This is a genomic window from Arthrobacter sp. U41 (assembly GCF_001750145.1).
Taxonomy (GTDB): Bacteria; Actinomycetota; Actinomycetes; order Actinomycetales; family Micrococcaceae; genus Arthrobacter.
This window is the reverse complement of record NZ_CP015732.1, coordinates 691002-706421: the sequence shown is the minus strand read 5'-3', so window position 1 is coordinate 706421 and position 15420 is coordinate 691002. Positions and strand designations below refer to the sequence as shown.

Sequence of the window (15420 nt, the reverse complement as noted above, 5' to 3'; positions counted from 1 at the left end):
ATGACTGACACTTCAGACCTCATCGGCATCGACACGCTGCTCACGCCGGAGGAACTCGCCGTGCGGGAGAAAGTCCGCGGCTTCGTGGACTCCGTCATCAAACCGAATATCGCCGGCTGGTTCGAGCGCGCGGAATTCCCGCTGGAGATTGTCCCGCAAATGGCGGAACTGGGCCTGCTCGGCATGCACATCAAGGGCTACGGCTGCCCCGGCCGGAGCTCGGTGGAGTATGGTCTGGCCGCCCTGGAGCTGGAGGCCGGCGACTCGGGTCTGCGGACGTTTGTCAGCGTCCAGGGTTCGCTGGCCATGAGTGCCATTGCCAAGCATGGATCGGAAGAGCAGAAACTCGAGTGGCTTCCGCGCATGGCCGCCGGAACTGCCATAGGCTGCTTCGGCCTCACCGAGCCCTCCGCCGGATCCGACCCCGGAAACATGCTGACCTTCGCAAAGCGCGACGGCGACGACTGGATCCTCAACGGCAGCAAGCGCTGGATTGGGCTGGCCTCGGTGGCGCAGGTGGCCATCATCTGGGCCATGACCGACGACGGCGTCCGCGGATTCGTCGTCCCCACCGACACCCCGGGCTTCAAGGCCACGCCGATCGAACAGAAACTCTCCATGCGCGCGTCCATTCAGTGCGACATCGAACTGACGGACATCCGGCTGCCGGCCAGTGCCATGCTTCCCAACGCCAAGGGGCTCCGCGGCCCGTTCGAGTGCCTCAACGAGGCCCGGTACGGCATCATCTGGGGTGCCATGGGAGCGGCCCGTGACAGCTTCCTCACGGCGCGGGACTACTCGCAGCAGCGCATGCAGTTCGGCAAACCGCTCGCCGGCTACCAGCTGACCCAGGAGAAACTGGTCAACATGGCACTGGAGATCAACAAGGGCACGCTGCTGGCCCTGCAGCTGGGCCGGCTGAAGGACGCCGGCGTCCTCCAGCCGCACCAGATCTCCGTGGGCAAGCTGAACAACTGCCGCGAAGCGATCAAGATCTGCCGCGAGGCCCGCGCCATGCTCGGCGGCAACGGCATCACCCTGGAGTACTCCCCGCTGCGCCACGCCAACAACCTCGAGAGCGTGCGCACCTACGAGGGAACGGACGAGGTGCACACGCTGATCCTGGGCAACCACATCACCGGGATCCCGGCCTTCCGCTGAGGAGACCCTGCCGGAAGCCGCGGCCGAGCCGTCGCGGCATCCGGCGGGCCTGACCCATTGGCGGCCCTGGCCGGGTAGGTCACGGGACCTGTCCTGCGTCAGTGCGGGAGCTGCCCCCTGGCCCGCCCGGGGACGTCGCGCCCCTCGAGCGCCTGGTTGACGATGTATTCGGCGATGGCCAGGGAGGAGGTCGCGCCCGGCGAGGGCGCGTTGCGGACGAGGACCATGTCCTGGCGGCGGGCAATCACAAAGTCATCCACAAGCGACCCGTCCCCGTTCATCGCCTGGGCGCGGACACCCCGCGTGCCGGGAACGATCGACGCACCCTCGAGCGAGGGGACGAAGCGCATGGCCTCGCCGATGAACTTGCGCTTGCTGATGACCGTCTGAAATTCACGCACTGCCGACGGCAGGTTTTTGCGGGCGAAGTTCCAGAAACCGGGGAACAACGCGTAGTCCAGGACATCGCGCACATTGACGTCCTTCCAGGAGTAGGATTCCCGTCCGAACGAGATGAAGGCGTTGGGACCCAGCATCATTTCGCCGTCGATGCGCTTCGTGAGGTGGACGCCAAGAAAAGGGTGCTGCGGGTCAGGGACCGGATAGATCAGGCCCTTGACCTGGGTGCGTGCCTCCGGGCCGAGGAGAAAGTACTGCCCGAAGAACGGCACGATGCGCGGGGTGGAGGGTTCCCCCGTCGACGCGGCCAGCCGGTCGGATTGAAGCCCGGTGCAGGCCACCGCAAGGTCGTAGTGCTCACCTCCGCTCCTGGTGTGCACCACAACGCCGTGCCCCTGCTGTTCCAGGGAGCTGACTTCCTGTCCCAGCCTGATCTGCCCGCCTGCCTGGCGGACATCGTCGGCGAGGGCGTTGGTGACAGCGGCGTAGTCAACGATGGCCGTTTCAGGCGAGTGCAGAGCCGAGAGCCCGACAGCATTCGGCTCCACGTCCTTGATCTGGGCGCTGCTGAGCATCGCGGCCCCGGGCACACGGTTGGCTTGCGCCCGGACAAAGATGTCCTCCAGCCGTCGGCTTTCCTCGGCCGTCTGCGCGATGACCAGCTTTCCGCACTGATCGTAGGGGAGCTGCTTGGCGGAGCAGTATTCCTTCAGCAGATCGACTCCCCGGCGGCACAGGGTGGCCTTCAGGCCGCCGGGTTCGTAGTAGAGGCCGGCATGCACCACCCCGGAGTTGTGGCCCGTCTGGTGATAGGCGAGTTTGTCCTCCTTCTCGTAGACCGTCACCGACGCGCCGTCCAGCCGGTTGATCAGCTCCCGGGCAACGGCGACACCGATGATGCCACCGCCGATGACCGCGCAGCGCAACGGTTTCGTGGGCGCGGAGTTCGACGTCGACTCGCTTCTCATGCTACCCGTCCTTCCTGGCCCGTCCGGGCGACCTCTTCCGTGCCGGGGACCCGCATTTCGAAGGTCTCACGCACCACGGTGTAGTCGAAGTAGCCCAGGCGGGCGATGGGTTCGATTTTCTTGATGTCCAGCCGTCCGTCAACGGTGATGACCGCATCGTCGATGTGGATGGTTTCAACGGTTGCGAAGATCACGTCGACCGTCCCGGCGGGGGTGGTCCCCGGAATCCGGTGGGTGGAATGGTACTTGCACTCGAACTTCACGGGGCTCTCGTGCACCATGGGGATCGGGTAATTGTCGGCATAGCTGCGCGTGAGCCCCAGGTGATCGAATTCGCTTTCCTCCGGACCCAGCGCCATGGCGCTCTTGTTGACGGCTTCCCGCAGCGGATAGGTCGCCATGTTCCAGACGAACCAGCCGGTGGTCTCGGCGTTGATCACGGTGTCCTTCCGGCGCCCGTCGGGGTGCTGGTTGGCTGAAAACATCACCATGGGCGGGTCGAACGTCAGGTTCTGCCACTGGCTGTAGGGGGCGATGTTTTCGACGCCGGTGGTGCTGATACTGGAGAGCCAGCCAATGGGGCGGGGGATGGTGCAGCTTTTGAAGGGCGAGTGAGGCAACGGGCTTGGTTCGGTGGCCGGGTTGTATTTCATGACATCTCTCCATGTGGTGGGGATCACTCCAACCCCCTCAGTCTCTCAGAGGCCGTCGAACAGGCTCACCACGGCCTGTGCGAACGCGGTCGGATTCTCCTGCGGAACGTTGTGTCCGATACCCGGAAGGACGCTATGGCTGTAGGGGCCGGTGAAGTGGTCCCTGCCTGCCATCGCCGCGGGGCCGCCGACGCCGTCGTCCCCGCTTTCGAGCACCACCGTCGGGACGGTGATCCGCGGCTCTTGGGCGATCAGGTCCTCGAACCGCTGGTAGCGAGGGTCGCCGTCGGCCAGTCCGTAACGGTGGCGGTAGGAGTGGATGACGACGTCGACGAAGTCGGGGTTGTGCAGGCTCGGGGCGCTGGCGGGAAACGCCTGCCGTGCTCCACCCCAGGCGGGCGACCAGGTGCGCCAGAGCAGCTCGCACAGTTCGTCCCGGTTTCGTTCCAGCCCGCGGCGCCCCCGCTCCGAGTGGAAGTAGTACTGATACCAGTAGCTTCGCTCCCATTCCGGGTTGACAGGCTCGCCGGAACGCGCGAGGTTGTGCATGTTGTAGCCGCCCACGGAGACGAGGCCGGTGACGCGTCCGGGGTCCAGTGCCGCCACGATGCACGCCGCCCGGCCGCCCCAGTCGTAGCCCGCAACGACTGCCTGCTCGATGTTGAGAGCATCCATGAAGTCGATGAGATCCTGCCCGAGGGCGGCTTGCTGTCCTGAGCGGATCGTTGTGGGATCGAGGAATCGGGTCGGACCGAAGCCGCGAAGGTACGGTGCGAGCACGAAGGCGCCCTGGCCGGCGAGGATGGCAGCGACGTCGTCGTAGGCCCGAACGTCGTACGGGAATCCGTGCAGGAGGATCACCGGGGTCCCGCCCGGATCACCCGCGGACTCGTATCCGATGTCCAGGACGGGGGTCTCGATGCGGCCGAAGGATGTAAAGCTCATGTTGCCATTCTGACCCCGCCGGGCGGGTTGTCCGCAGAACCTGCAGGGGGACGCGCCCGGCTGCCGTCCGGCGAGGCCGCTATGCGGCTGTGCTTGGAACGCGATGGTTGGAAGGCGATTGGTGGAATCCGCCGCACGGTCGTTCAGTCGTTGATGGCCTCGATGCCCTGCCGTTTGAGTTCCTCAAGGTGGTTCCGCATGTTCTGAAGCACTTCAGGGGAGTGCGGCTGCCAATCCAGGATCTCCTCAACTACCCGCAGCGGCTCCCGGGTGCGGTAGGACCGTGTCGGGTTGCCGGGGAACTTCTGGTCGGTCAGGTTCGGGTCATCCTCAAAGTCGCCCGTGGGTTCCATCCGATAGATTCTGCCTGGTCCCTCGCCCAGCCCGAGTTCCGCTCCCCAGGTGGCCGCCTCCAGGGTTGCGGTCAGGTAGATGAAGTTCGCCCTTTTCCGCTCCCCGAAGTTCGAGCTGTAACCGGGTTCCAGCAGGTCCCCCGGCTTCAGGTCAGCCTTCGTGCCGTGGTAGAAAGGCCCGGGATCTTTGGCCCCGGACGACAGCGGTTGGTTCTCCATGCACACCCTCCTCGAGGTTGGGTCAATTACGGCAGTAGCACGCCGGACCCGTCACGGGGCCGGCGCTTGGAAGCCTAACGGCTGCTCACCGGACCGAACAGCTTCGCGATTGGTGCGAGCACGATTGGGCGGGCGGCGTACCACCCGGCCACCGTGATGGCGATGGCGGCCGCGAAGAGCCAGAACCCGACCCAGTTCACCACGTCGGTGCCGCCGAACATGTGGTTCAGGTTGCGCAGCGCACCGGTCGAGAACACCAGGAACACGTGGATGAGAATGAACAGCACGAAAAACAGCATCGTCGGGAAGTGGACCGCGCGCGCAGCCTCCACCGGGTAGATCCTGTTCAGGGTCTTCGCGTTCTTCGGCCAGACCTCGCTCATCCGCACACCCGTGATCGCCGCGAGCGGGGCCGCGATGAACACCACGAGGAAGTACATCAGCTGCTGCAGGCTGTTGTAGTTCACCCAGCCGTTCTCGACGGGCCAGTCCAGTGTCATGTACTGCAGGAGCGCGGAGAGCGCGTTCGGGAACACCTCCCAGCTGGTCGGGACGATTCGCATCCAGTGGCCGGAGGCAAAGAGCAGCACCACGAAGATGAGCCCGTTGGCCAGCCAAATAATGTCCAGCGACTGGTGCAGCCACAGGTTGATGCTGATCTTCTTGCCACCGCGCTTCGGCGTCCAGAACGCCGGCGGCTTCTGCTGGGAGCGCACCTGATAGCCGGAGCGAATGATGAGCGCCATCAGGAAGATGTTCAGGAAGTGGGTCCACTGCGCCCACCACGGGAAGCCCGGCTCGGCCGTCTCGGGCAGGTGATACTCGCCGGGGTACCTTACGAGGAACTCCGGCACCCCCGGCAGCGTCGTCACACCGCGCGCGGCGAGCACAAGGATCCCTGCGGCGGCCACGGCGCCGGCCGCGAGGAGCGCAACGAGCCTGATCCACTGCGCCAGGGTGCGCGAACCGTAGAGCCTTGCCTCGGCCTTCGGCCTCACGGGCTTCCCGATGGGGACGGGCTGGGCCGCCGCTGCCGGGGCCGCCGGAACCGCGGGTGCGCTCGCGGTCGCCGTCGGCTCAGCCTCGGCCACGGTCTCCGCCACGCTGGTTGCCGGGGCCTGGGGCCTGGCGAGGTGTGCTGTATCTTCCTGCACCGCATCTACCTGCACCGCGGGGGCGGCGGCGGCCGCCGGAGCAAGTCCGGCCGGCGGCCACGGTTCACCAGCGGGGACACGGGGGAGCCCGCGGCGGAGCGGGGTGGTTCCCGGCGTCGGGGTGGCAGGTCCGGTGGCCGGAGCTGCTGTAGGCGGCGTCGCTGCCGTCGCTTGCGGCGCTGCAGCATCAGCGGCCGGCACTGGTGTGGCGACCGCGGCGGGAGCTCCGGATGGAACCGGCACTGATACCAAAGCATCGCCCGCTGGGGGCCAGGGCTCGCCGCCCGGCACCCGCGGCAGGCCACGGCGAAGCCGCCGCACCGCCGCGGGGGTCGCCGGCGGGGCGGTGGCCGGTCCGACCCCGGAGGCAGTCGCGGACGGGGCTGCCGCTGCTGCCGTGACAATGTGTGCGGGTACCTGGCCTGCTGGAGGCCAGGGGTCACCGCCTTCGACGCGGGGCAGGCCACGCCGGATGGACCGAGACAGAGGTGCCATCACAACTTCTTCCGGGCCTCAAGGGCGCTGATCAGCTGGGGCACAACCTTGAAGAGGTCGCCGACCACACCAAAGTCGGCGATCTCGAAGATCGGCGCGTCTGAATCCTTGTTGATGGCGACGATCGTCTTCGCGGTCTGCATGCCGGCCCGGTGCTGGATCGCGCCGGAAATGCCCAGCGCGATATACAGCTGTGACGACACGGAAACCCCGGTCTGGCCGACCTGATGCGACTGCGGGATGTAGCCGGCATCCACCGCGGCACGCGAAGCACCAACGGCAGCACCGAGGGTATCGGCGAGCTGTCCAACGAGGGCGAACTGTTCCTCCGACCCGAGGCCGCGGCCGCCCGCGACAACCTTCGCGGCACCCCGCAGCTCCGGCCGCGAGGTGGCAACAACTGCCTCCTCGAACGAATCGATCCGCGCGGCCGGTTTCCCGGAGCCCGTCACTGCCAAGGTCTCCGACGCCTGCGGCTGAGCCGTGGCACGCGCTTCGATGGAGCCCTGGCGAACCGTGATTACCGGCGGCCCGAACGTGGCCGTCGACGTCACGTCGTAGGCACCGCCGTAGACGGAGTGGTGTGCCACGACGCCCTCGTCATCACGTGACACACCGATCGCATCGACGGAAATCGCTGCACGCGAACGGGCAGCGTAGCGGCCGGCAAGGTCGCGCCCGTTCAGGGAATGCGAAATCAGGATCGCGTCCGGCTGCACCTGCTTCACAGCGGCGGCGAGGGCGTCGACGCCCGGCACACCGAGTGCGGAAGGATCCGGAGTTTCCGCGATCAGGACGCGCGCGGCACCAAGGGCCGCGGCCTCGGCGGCGGCGGCGCTCCCGGCGCCGGGTGAGGCGAGGACCAAGGCAATGGGCGTGCCAACTTCGGCGGCAGCACCGAGGAGGCTGGCCGCAGCCTTCTCGAGTTCACCGGAAGGCCCGGTTTCCACGACGACGAGGATTGCGTCACGAGCGAATTCAGTCATGTCGTTGCTCCTTAAGCCAGTCGGTTTTCGACAAGGAAGGCAGCAAGCTTCTCGCCGGCGTCACCCTCGTCAACGATCTTTACGCCCGCCGCGCGCGGGGGCTTTTCTGCAACGGTCAGCATGATCGAACGCGCCGCGTCCGGGTTGTCGGGCGTGATCCCGAGGTCTGCGAGGGTGAGCGTCTCAAGGGGCTTCTTCTTCGCGGCCATAATTCCTTTGAAGTTCGGGAAGCGCGGCCCGGGCAGTGCCTCGGTAATGGAAATCACCGCAGGCAGGTTCGCTGATACCTTCTGCACCCCGGATTCAACGCCCCTGGAGCCGGAGACCGCGCCGTCGCTGATCTCCACGGAGCTGAGGCCCGTAGCTAGCGGCACGTCAAGCAGTTCTGCAAGCATCGCGGGAATCATGCCGCCGGATCCATCGGTAGAGACGTTGCCGGCAATCACCAGGTCAAACCCAACGCGACGGATCGCTGCTGCGAGGGTTTCAGCGGTAAGTCCAAGATCCGCACCCCGGAGCCCCTCGTCAGAGACGAGGGTGGCGCTTCCCGCGCCCATCGCAAGCCCCTTGCGGATCGTGGCCGTGGCACCCTCGGGAGCGAGGGAGAGGATTGCGACCTCAGCGCCCGCATGGGCGTCGGCGTAGGTCAGTGCCAGCTCCAAGGCCCGCTCGCCGATCTCATCAATGACTGCCTCGCTGGCTTCCCGGTCGGCGAGGCCTGTTTCAAGGTTCAGTTTTCGGTCCCCGTACGTGTCGGGGACTTCCTTTACGAGGACGATAATCTTCATCGATGGCTCTTCCTGTGGCGGGCTTGTCTCCAGAGAGGAGACAAGCCGAATCTCCATTGAGTCTACGAGGCGTCCGGGTCGGGACCGGGCAGGCACATGTCCCCGTGATTCACCGGTTGCTCCATGCCAGACTTTCTCCCATGGAGCCAATTGACTGTCTCGTCATATACGTCCCCACCGAAGCCGCGCAAGCTGTCCGGCAGGCCATCGGCGACGCCGGGGCGGGCAGCCTGGGCAACTACTCGCACTGCTCCTTCAGCGTCGAAGGCATCGGGCGCTTCACGCCGCTGCCGGGAGCGAACCCCGCCGTCGGCGCCGTCAATTCCCCGGAGGAGGTGCCGGAAACCCGGATCGAGGCAATTTACCAGCGTTCCCAACGCAGCGCCATCATCGACGCCGCACTGTCCGTGCATCCGTACGAGACGCCGGCGTTCATGACCTTCCCTGTCGATTCCAGTGTGCCGGGCGGAACCGCTCCCGCGGACTAGCGCCAAACGCAAGCGGATGACGACGGCGGGAAGCGCCCGCCGTCCTCCGCTGCTCCTGATCCAGGGCGGCGGACCCACCATCGGCACAAACTTCGGCGAACTCATCCCGCTGCCTGACACCTACAAGGACGCCGACCGCCGTCTCAACCCCGAACCCGCGGCGAGCAGGCCGCCAGCGCCGGGGAGCTGTGGATGATGCGCGCCACCGTCCCGTTCCTGCTGCGGTTCCTTGGCGGGTAGCGGACCCAACAGGGCCCCCAAACGCCGGCGGACGACGGCGGGAGGTTCCGCTGAAGAGGGGTCTAAATCCTCATTGTGGTGGCCGCCCGACTGCGCCACCATGAGCGTATGGATGCTGAAACAACAAAGGTGGATGAGCTGAGCCTTCCCCAGGCTTTCCTGCTCTTGGCAACGAACGACAAGAACGGAAAACCCGAAGTGCCGGTATACGCGCTCAGGACCACGTTGGCAGGGGCAATACTGGCCGAGCTGGAACTGCTCGGTGCCATCGAACTGCAGGGCAAGAACGTCAGGGCTACCGGCGCCACCCCGAAAACGGAGCTCCAGCACGAGCTGGAGCTCATCCGGGGCAAATCCCGGCCCCACACTCCCAAGCGGTGGGTCTCCATGCTGGAGAACCGCGCCGAAGTGCAGCGAATCTACGAGGGGATGGCGTCCCAGGGCATCGTGGAACATGTCGGCGAAAAACGCCTTGGCCTGTTCAAATCCACACGGTATCCGGAGAAGGACCACGGCCCGGAAGCTGCGCTCCTGCAAAAGATCAAAACCGCGCTCAGCGGTGCGCCGTCGGAGGCCGTGAAGCCTGACGCCACGGCGCCCGAGGCGAAGGCGCCTGATGCCATGACTGACTCCAACGCGCCTGATACCAAGGCCCCTGCTGCCAAGCCCGATTCCAAGGTGCCCGATGCCAGGACCACGGCGCTGATCGCCCTGCTTCAGGCTGCCGGGCTGCTCGGCAAGCTTTTCCCGGCGACAGACCAAAGCCGGGCAGCTCAGCTGGCGAAGGACTATTGGCCTTCCCGCGCGGTGGAGGACGAACTTCGGATGATCAGACTGGCGGAGGCGGAAGCCCCCACCTTGTGATACTGGCTATCGCGGCGGGCTGGATTCCAGGAGCCCGCCGCTGGCCCATCGCCTGAGCGCGAGTTTTTCCGCGTCGTCGAACTCCATCAAGGCCAACCGGCACAGCTCTTCAATATTTCTCGTCCACGCCGCAGCGAGTTCCCTGGCCGTCATCTCGTCGGTGACGGAGCCCCCTGCGGAGACCACGCCCTGGATTACGAAGTTGACGGCCGAGCGGGACACCGGCTGTCCGGCTGCAACACAGTCGTCCCTGACGGATCGTGCCAGTTCGCTGCGGTTGCCCGGGTGGTCGCGCAACTTTGCCTCCAGCGACAGGAAGACCTGCCGGAACTGTTCGGTCGAAAGCGCCGGCACGTCTGTAACCCTGGTGACCTGCTCCTCGATCGCCGGCCGGCCCTCGGACGCCAGCGAGTAGAGCTCCGGCGAGAACCGCTTCGCGTCCCACACCCAGCCGGGCGACGGCGTCGACGAGTATTGGACGCCTTGCCCGATCTGGGCGATCCAGGACCCGAACTTGCCGTGGCCGCCCCAGTCGGTCTTCAGCGAGGGGTCCGCGGTCAGTGCCCTGTGCGCTGCAACCGATCCGGCAACCGGGCCCGGTGCGGCCTGCACCAGGGCGCGGACAGCGTCAGCCGCCGTCCCGGCTGCCCCGGAAGCCAGAGGTGCGGTTGTGAGCGGGGCGGTCAGCCCGGCAGACGTCACCATTCGCGGGATCTCCGCGGAGGTCCCGTTGAGGATTGCGACGAAGTCGTGGGATTCGACGACACTGTCGGCCATCTCCCGGTACGCGAACGCCACAGCACCGGCAGCGATGACCGTTGTCATGCGGTCAGCGGCCCGGAACCGCTGGATCAGCGACGTGAAATCCGCGTCTGCCGAAGCGACGAAGAATTCTTCAACATGTGCGGCCCCGGACAAGGCATCCATGGCGTCCAGCACCAGATTGATGTCGGTGCTGCTCTTTCCACGCTGCGTGAGGGAGGGGCAATCGATCACGCGGAACCCGGCACGGGTCCAGTACGGCCGGTACTTGGAGTAGACCACCGGGTTGAGATAGCAGTTACGGATCAGGAAGCGCCGGGATTCCTCGCCCGCGCCGCCGGCCAACGCCTCCGTCCAATGCTTGGGATCCTCGGCGAACCTCTTGGCGGCGGCGGGGTCCAGGGCCATCAGACCGGTGTAGACGTTGTCGAAGTCAACGAACATCGCTGCGCGGATGCCGGGCCGTCTGGATTGGGGGAGAGGTGCGGTCATCGGCTCAGTGTGCCAGCAGAAGGGCGGCGCGTGCCGGATATTACGTCCGCGGCGTTGCACATCATTCCCAGCACGATCCGACTCATCCGGGGGACCGGGAGCCGGTGTCCGCCGTCCCTGGCGCCTCCGCAGCCGCCGGCGCATACGACGCCGAGACCCGGCGGTACACCCGGGTCAGGAAGGCCAGCAGCGCGGCCGCGATCATGATGATTCCGGCGATCAGGAAGACCAGTGCGATGCCGCGGGAGGTGCCCTCGCCCAGCAGCGGGGCAAGCTGGGCGGCGCCCTCAGCGGACCGCGCGTACGGGATGATCCAGACCTGGGCGATCGGCGCGATGAGGAACGCGGTGATCGGCGCTGCCGCGGACTCGAACGCCATGGCGAATCCGAACACCCGGCCCTGCCGGTGCAGGGGCACCACCTGCTGGATGATCGTCTGCTCGGCGGCCTCCACGAAGGGCACCAGGACCAGGTACAGCCAGATGCCGGCGATGTACAGCCAGACCCATTCCCGGAGCGTGAACACCGCGCCGAGGACCCCCATCAGGATCACAGCGATGAGCATGGTGCGCAGGGGGTTGGACCCCAGTCCAAACTTGCCGATCAGTGCGCCGCCCACGATGAATCCGGTGGCGCCGAGCGCGAAGTAGGTCCCCCACAGCTCCACGGGGAACATCTCCAAGCCGTAGGGATCCATCAGCGCCATGTAGACGCCGCCGATGAAGTTGTTAAACGAGGAGAACAGGATCAGCGCGAACAGTCCGGAAATAGCCAGCACGGCGGCGAAGGAGCCCCGCAGGTCGAATCCGCCGCGGGCGTCCGTGGCGGCGGGGCGCACCTCCTCGGGCATGTGCAGTGTGAGCAGGTGCGCGAATGCCAGCGCCGTGAGTGCCACAGCCATGACGATGGTCCAGCCCATACCCAGCAGCCCGACCGACAGCCCGGAGAGCACCGAGGTGATGATGAACATGATTCCCTGCACCATGCCCACCAGACCGTTGGCGTTGGCCCGCCGTTCCGGCTCGATGAGGATGGTGACCGTGGTGGAGAGCGCAATGTTGCGCATGTTTTCAACCACGGCGCCGACCAGGATGACCAGGGCGAAGACCCAGAACCACGGCTGTGTCAGGTCCAGCAGTTCGGCTGCGGGAGTCAGCAGGAACATAACCCCGGACAGCACGAAAAGGACCAGGGTGAAGCCGGCGGCGAAGCGCATCACGGCCAGCTTGCGGTACCGGTCCACGAAGGTGCCGAAGCTGATGCTGGAAACGGCGATCAACAGCATGTACGCGCCGCCGATTACCCCGGTGGCGATCACGTTGCGCGTCTGCAGGTACACCCAGAACGTCAGGGCAAACCAGAGGTAGCTGGTCGTGATGTTGGCGAGGGCGGTGTTCACCAGGATCCCGGCGAAAGTGCGGGACCGCTCTGCCGGACTGCGCAACGTCGTGTCGATGGCATCCGGAGCCGCACCGGCCCCGGGCGGGGCCGGTTCCTGCTCGGTCATGAGTCCCAGTTTACTGACAACTAACCGCAGACGTCCGGCCTAATTCGTTGCGTACCGACACTCGCCGGTCTCATGTGACGGTGATCTTTATCCCGGCGACGGCCCCTGTCCAAGGACCGTTCGGGTCTTGGCGCACCAATTGCGCTCCGACGTATCCGGCCTTGAGCTCGATGACCTGCGATAGGACCCCTGAGCAATCAATATCGAGTGGCGACAGTTCGGCCCCAGCCTCTTGAGAGAGGAAAACTTGGGCGTGTTCGATACCCACACAAGCCGCAGTGACGGTGTACGAGCCAGCAATCCTCACTGTCGCGGTTTTGCTGAAGCCGGCCCCGGGTCCGTCGGCGGGGCCGGAGTCGTCAAGGAGCACGGACCCGGGCGCAGCCGCAAGGCGCTTTTTCAGTTCAGCGTAGTTTTCCGCTTCCAGATCCAGAATTCTCGGACTCTTCGTCGGGACCGATGGCGCAGGACGCCCGCTGCGCTCAGGGGATGCCGGCTGCTGAGGATCGCTGGCATCTCGATACGCGCAGCCAGCCATGCCGCCGACCAGCAGCATGCTCACCACTAGTGCCGCAGCCCGGCGGGCCGGTCTCGTTCCCCCACGACCTGACATGGGCTGAGTCTACGGTGTGGTTCGCCGCGCGGAATCCGAGATTGTGTCCTTCGGAACGAGTATCTATCTCACGGGCGGCAGGGACGTCACCAAATATGGTCAGCCCTGGACCCGCTGCCGGTAGTCCCGTGGGGTTTCGCCGGCGTCGTTGAGGAAATGCCGGTTGAAATTCGAAGGGTTCGAGAAGCCCACTTCGTAGCAGATGGCGGAGATGGCTTTGTCGCTGTGCTCCAGCAGGCGCCGGGCATGGGCGAGCCGCAGTTTGCGCACCAGGTCACTGAAGTTCTGGCCGGTGGCGCGCTTGAAGTACTTCGAAAACGTCGGCTCCGACGAGGTGGTGCAGCCGATCCAGGCCGGTGGATGTTCCCCATCGCGTTGAGGGCTGCGGCCCCGGCCGTCGGTCCCAGGCATTCGATCCCGCGTGAGGACTGTTCCAGCAGGGGCTTGACCTCGGCCATTTCCGGAATGATGGAAGCGGCCTGGTCCACCCATTTTCCGTCGAACTGGATAAGGGCGTCCCTGCCCTCGAGGACTTCGCCGGGCTCCAGGTCGCTGACCCAGTCGTGCGGGAGTCCGGATGACCTCCCGGTTGGCGTGCATGCCCAGCAGCCGTTCTGTCAGCCGGGCCGCGGGCTCGGCCCGGCGCCAGGCCGAGGACTTTGTTGCCGCCAGCGACATCGTCAAGGCCAGCGACGAGGACCTGCGGTGGCTCTACCCCGACAGGACGCCGAGGCGACGCTGGCAGCGTGGCTGCAGCTCGGACCGGCACTGGTGGCCCTGACCCGCGGCGCGGATGGGCCCGTCATCATCACCCGGCGGGGCCGCGTGGAAATACCAGGGGAAACCATCACGGTGGCGGATACTGTCGGCGCAGGCGATTCCTTCATGGCAGCGCTGATCTGCGGACTCGCGCAGCTGGGCGCGCTGGGTGCGCCTGCAAGACCGCGCCTGCGGGACATCACCCCGGATGAACTGCGCGCACTGGCCGCTTATGCGCTCCTTGACCGGCGGCTGAGACAGGACGACGACGGCGGGAGACTCCCGCCGTCGTCGTGGTGCTGTGTCGTGGCTGTGGTGCTAGGGGTGTGGTCCGGTGCCTGTCCGGGCAGGGAACCTCAGACGCGGCCCTTGAGGATCAGGTTCCAGTACATAAACGGCAGCACATAGCGCTTGAGGAGCCACATGTCGCTGCGTTCCTTGGTGGTGTCGATGAAGGGGATGCTGGGGGCGGGCTGGAGGGTGTAATCAAACTCAGCCAGCAGCATCTTCCCCCGCGCCGTCGTCAGCGGACAGGAGGCGTAGCCTCCGTACTGTGCCGACGGGGTTTCGCCGTCAAGGGCGGCCAGCAGGTTCTCCACCAGCACAGGGGCCTGCTTGCGGATCGCCGCTCCGGTCTTCGAGTTCGGCGTCGACCCGGCGTCGCCCAGGGCAAAAATTTCCGGGTAGCGCTTGTGCCGCATGGTGTGCTTGTCGACGTCGACGTAGCCTGCGGGGTTGGCCGGATCTGCCAGCGGTGTGCGCTTGAGCCAGTCCGGGGCCGACTGCGGCGGCACGACATGGAGCAGGTCGTAGTGCAGCGACTCCTTGGAACCCGCCGCGTTGTCGGTAATCACCGCAGTGCCTGCGGCTGGGTCCACCTCGGTCATCTCGCTGTTGAACCGGACCTCGATGCCGTAGTTCTCCACCACGCGCTCGAGCTCGTCGGCGAACACCTTGACCCCGAACATGCCCGGGGTCGGCAGGACCATGACGACCCGGATGTTGTCCAGCACCCCCTGCTTGCGCCAGTAGTCGGCTGCCAGGTAGGCGATCTTCTGCGGGGCGCCGGCACACTTGATTGGGCCCGAGGGCTGAGTGAAAACGGCCGTCCCCGACTTCAGGTTCCGGATCATGTCCCAGGTCTTGGGTGCCAGGTCGTATCGGTAATTGCTGGACGCCGCCGGCGATTCCATGGCTTCGGCCATGCCCGGGATCTTGTCCCAGTCCAGCTGGATGCCGGGGCAGACCACCAGATAGTCATACGTGACGGAACCGCCGGAGGCGAGTGCGACCGTGCGGTTCTCGGGGTCGATGTCCGCCGCGGCATCCTTAATCCAGGCAACCCCCTGGGGCATGACGGATGCCTGGGGGCGGACCGTTTCCTCCTGGGCTGCGACGCCCCCGCCGACCAGGGTCCACAACGGCTGATAATAGTGTTGCTCGCTCGGCTCGATCAGACCGATGTCAGTCCGCCCTGCATGGCGGAGCCGGGCCGCAACGCTCAGCCCGGCGTTGCCGCCTCCGATGATCAGGATCTCGTGGTGCATAGTCATTTGTAAGACGCCTCTCCAGGA

Annotated in this window: 17 protein-coding genes; 5 read left to right on the top strand and 12 right to left on the bottom strand. The window is 66.0% G+C overall.

Translation table 11 applies throughout. From position 1 onward, the window contains the following. Positions 1–1161 carry an acyl-CoA dehydrogenase family protein gene (locus ASPU41_RS03395; RefSeq protein ID WP_069949728.1) on the top strand — a complete coding sequence of 387 codons (1161 nt, stop codon included), beginning with the start codon at positions 1–3 and terminating at the stop codon, positions 1159–1161. A gap of 98 nt (positions 1162–1259) precedes the next feature. Here ASPU41_RS03395 and lhgO read toward each other — a convergent pair whose 3' ends face one another. The 7 genes from lhgO to ASPU41_RS03360 all read right to left on the bottom strand — a co-directional run bounded on the left by lhgO (position 1260) and on the right by ASPU41_RS03360 (position 8121). Further along, on the bottom strand, positions 1260–2528 hold the full coding sequence (gene lhgO / locus ASPU41_RS03390) for an L-2-hydroxyglutarate oxidase (protein WP_069949727.1): 1269 nt from the start codon (positions 2526–2528) through the stop codon (positions 1260–1262). Beyond that, positions 2525–3181: a flavin reductase family protein gene (locus tag ASPU41_RS03385; RefSeq protein ID WP_069949726.1), complete on the bottom strand. Its 657-nt coding sequence runs from the start codon at positions 3179–3181 to the stop codon at positions 2525–2527. The genes lhgO and ASPU41_RS03385 overlap by 4 nt, the downstream gene beginning before the upstream one ends. 45 nt (positions 3182–3226) lie before the next feature. Next, positions 3227–4126, bottom strand: a complete 900-nt coding sequence (locus ASPU41_RS03380) for an alpha/beta fold hydrolase (protein WP_069949725.1) — start codon at positions 4124–4126, stop codon at positions 3227–3229. A 143-nt stretch (positions 4127–4269) separates the two neighbouring features. After that, complete coding sequence (arr, locus tag ASPU41_RS03375; protein WP_069949724.1) at positions 4270–4698, bottom strand: NAD(+)--rifampin ADP-ribosyltransferase; 429 nt, start codon at positions 4696–4698, stop codon at positions 4270–4272. Positions 4699–4772: 74 nt separating this feature from the next. Continuing rightward, positions 4773–5852 (bottom strand): cytochrome b/b6 domain-containing protein, encoded by a 1080-nt coding sequence (locus tag ASPU41_RS03370; protein WP_231941155.1) that lies wholly within the window; start codon positions 5850–5852, stop codon positions 4773–4775. Between the two features lie 494 nt (positions 5853–6346). Next, positions 6347–7333: an electron transfer flavoprotein subunit alpha/FixB family protein gene (locus ASPU41_RS03365; protein ID WP_069949722.1), complete on the bottom strand. Its 987-nt coding sequence runs from the start codon at positions 7331–7333 to the stop codon at positions 6347–6349. Positions 7334–7344: 11 nt separating this feature from the next. Next, positions 7345–8121, bottom strand: coding sequence for an electron transfer flavoprotein subunit beta/FixA family protein (locus ASPU41_RS03360; protein ID WP_069949721.1), 777 nt, complete (start codon positions 8119–8121; stop codon positions 7345–7347). A gap of 140 nt (positions 8122–8261) precedes the next feature. On the opposite strand from ASPU41_RS03360, the gene ASPU41_RS03355 reads away from it, so the two are divergent. The 3 genes from ASPU41_RS03355 to ASPU41_RS03345 all read left to right on the top strand — a co-directional run bounded on the left by ASPU41_RS03355 (position 8262) and on the right by ASPU41_RS03345 (position 9713). Beyond that, complete coding sequence (locus tag ASPU41_RS03355) at positions 8262–8609, top strand: hypothetical protein (RefSeq protein WP_069949720.1); 348 nt, start codon at positions 8262–8264, stop codon at positions 8607–8609. Between the two features lie 16 nt (positions 8610–8625). Next, the gene (locus ASPU41_RS03350) at positions 8626–8805 is read left to right on the top strand and encodes a hypothetical protein (protein ID WP_069949719.1); all 180 of its coding nucleotides are present in this window, start codon (positions 8626–8628) and stop codon (positions 8803–8805) included. A gap of 152 nt (positions 8806–8957) precedes the next feature. Next, positions 8958–9713 carry a GOLPH3/VPS74 family protein gene (locus ASPU41_RS03345; protein WP_069949718.1) on the top strand — a complete coding sequence of 252 codons (756 nt, stop codon included), beginning with the start codon at positions 8958–8960 and terminating at the stop codon, positions 9711–9713. A gap of 6 nt (positions 9714–9719) precedes the next feature. Here ASPU41_RS03345 and ASPU41_RS03340 read toward each other — a convergent pair whose 3' ends face one another. From ASPU41_RS03340 to ASPU41_RS03325, 4 genes are all read right to left on the bottom strand, one after another. Next, positions 9720–10967 carry an NYN domain-containing protein gene (locus ASPU41_RS03340; RefSeq protein WP_069949717.1) on the bottom strand — a complete coding sequence of 416 codons (1248 nt, stop codon included), beginning with the start codon at positions 10965–10967 and terminating at the stop codon, positions 9720–9722. Between the two features lie 82 nt (positions 10968–11049). Beyond that, the gene (locus ASPU41_RS03335) at positions 11050–12474 is read right to left on the bottom strand and encodes an MFS transporter (protein ID WP_069949716.1); all 1425 of its coding nucleotides are present in this window, start codon (positions 12472–12474) and stop codon (positions 11050–11052) included. Positions 12475–12544: 70 nt separating this feature from the next. Beyond that, complete coding sequence (locus tag ASPU41_RS03330; RefSeq protein ID WP_069952447.1) at positions 12545–13030, bottom strand: hypothetical protein; 486 nt, start codon at positions 13028–13030, stop codon at positions 12545–12547. Between the two features lie 156 nt (positions 13031–13186). Further along, entirely contained in the window at positions 13187–13498 is a 312-nt protein-coding gene (locus tag ASPU41_RS03325; RefSeq protein WP_069949715.1) for a helix-turn-helix domain-containing protein, read from the bottom strand. A 294-nt stretch (positions 13499–13792) separates the two neighbouring features. On the opposite strand from ASPU41_RS03325, the gene ASPU41_RS21910 reads away from it, so the two are divergent. Next, positions 13793–14254, top strand: a complete 462-nt coding sequence (locus tag ASPU41_RS21910; RefSeq protein ID WP_231941154.1) for a carbohydrate kinase family protein — start codon at positions 13793–13795, stop codon at positions 14252–14254. Here ASPU41_RS21910 and ASPU41_RS03315 read toward each other — a convergent pair. Then, positions 14203–15399 (bottom strand): NAD(P)/FAD-dependent oxidoreductase, encoded by a 1197-nt coding sequence (locus ASPU41_RS03315; protein WP_069949713.1) that lies wholly within the window; start codon positions 15397–15399, stop codon positions 14203–14205. The two genes, ASPU41_RS21910 and ASPU41_RS03315, sit on opposite strands and share 52 nt — an antisense overlap. Positions 15400–15420 lie beyond the last annotated feature (21 nt).

Bases quoted from the DNA above. Each gene is read 5' to 3' on its own strand.
- lhgO (WP_069949727.1), bottom strand. From the start codon at position 2,528: ATGAGAAGCGAGTCGACGTCGAACTCCGCGCCCACGAAACCGTTGCGC.
- ASPU41_RS03325 (WP_069949715.1), bottom strand. From the start codon at position 13,498: ATGCCTGGGACCGACGGCCGGGGCCGCAGCCCTCAACGCGATGGGGAA.
- ASPU41_RS03345 (WP_069949718.1), top strand. From the start codon at position 8,958: ATGGATGCTGAAACAACAAAGGTGGATGAGCTGAGCCTTCCCCAGGCT.
- ASPU41_RS03360 (WP_069949721.1), bottom strand. From the start codon at position 8,121: ATGAAGATTATCGTCCTCGTAAAGGAAGTCCCCGACACGTACGGGGAC.
- ASPU41_RS03355 (WP_069949720.1), top strand. From the start codon at position 8,262: ATGGAGCCAATTGACTGTCTCGTCATATACGTCCCCACCGAAGCCGCG.
- arr (WP_069949724.1), bottom strand. From the start codon at position 4,698: ATGGAGAACCAACCGCTGTCGTCCGGGGCCAAAGATCCCGGGCCTTTC.
- ASPU41_RS03315 (WP_069949713.1), bottom strand. From the start codon at position 15,399: ATGACTATGCACCACGAGATCCTGATCATCGGAGGCGGCAACGCCGGG.
- ASPU41_RS03340 (WP_069949717.1), bottom strand. From the start codon at position 10,967: ATGACCGCACCTCTCCCCCAATCCAGACGGCCCGGCATCCGCGCAGCG.
- ASPU41_RS03350 (WP_069949719.1), top strand. From the start codon at position 8,626: ATGACGACGGCGGGAAGCGCCCGCCGTCCTCCGCTGCTCCTGATCCAG.
- ASPU41_RS03335 (WP_069949716.1), bottom strand. From the start codon at position 12,474: ATGACCGAGCAGGAACCGGCCCCGCCCGGGGCCGGTGCGGCTCCGGAT.
- ASPU41_RS03330 (WP_069952447.1), bottom strand. From the start codon at position 13,030: ATGCTGCTGGTCGGCGGCATGGCTGGCTGCGCGTATCGAGATGCCAGC.
- ASPU41_RS03380 (WP_069949725.1), bottom strand. From the start codon at position 4,126: ATGAGCTTTACATCCTTCGGCCGCATCGAGACCCCCGTCCTGGACATC.
- ASPU41_RS03365 (WP_069949722.1), bottom strand. From the start codon at position 7,333: ATGACTGAATTCGCTCGTGACGCAATCCTCGTCGTCGTGGAAACCGGG.
- ASPU41_RS03385 (WP_069949726.1), bottom strand. From the start codon at position 3,181: ATGAAATACAACCCGGCCACCGAACCAAGCCCGTTGCCTCACTCGCCC.
- ASPU41_RS03395 (WP_069949728.1), top strand. From the start codon at position 1: ATGACTGACACTTCAGACCTCATCGGCATCGACACGCTGCTCACGCCG.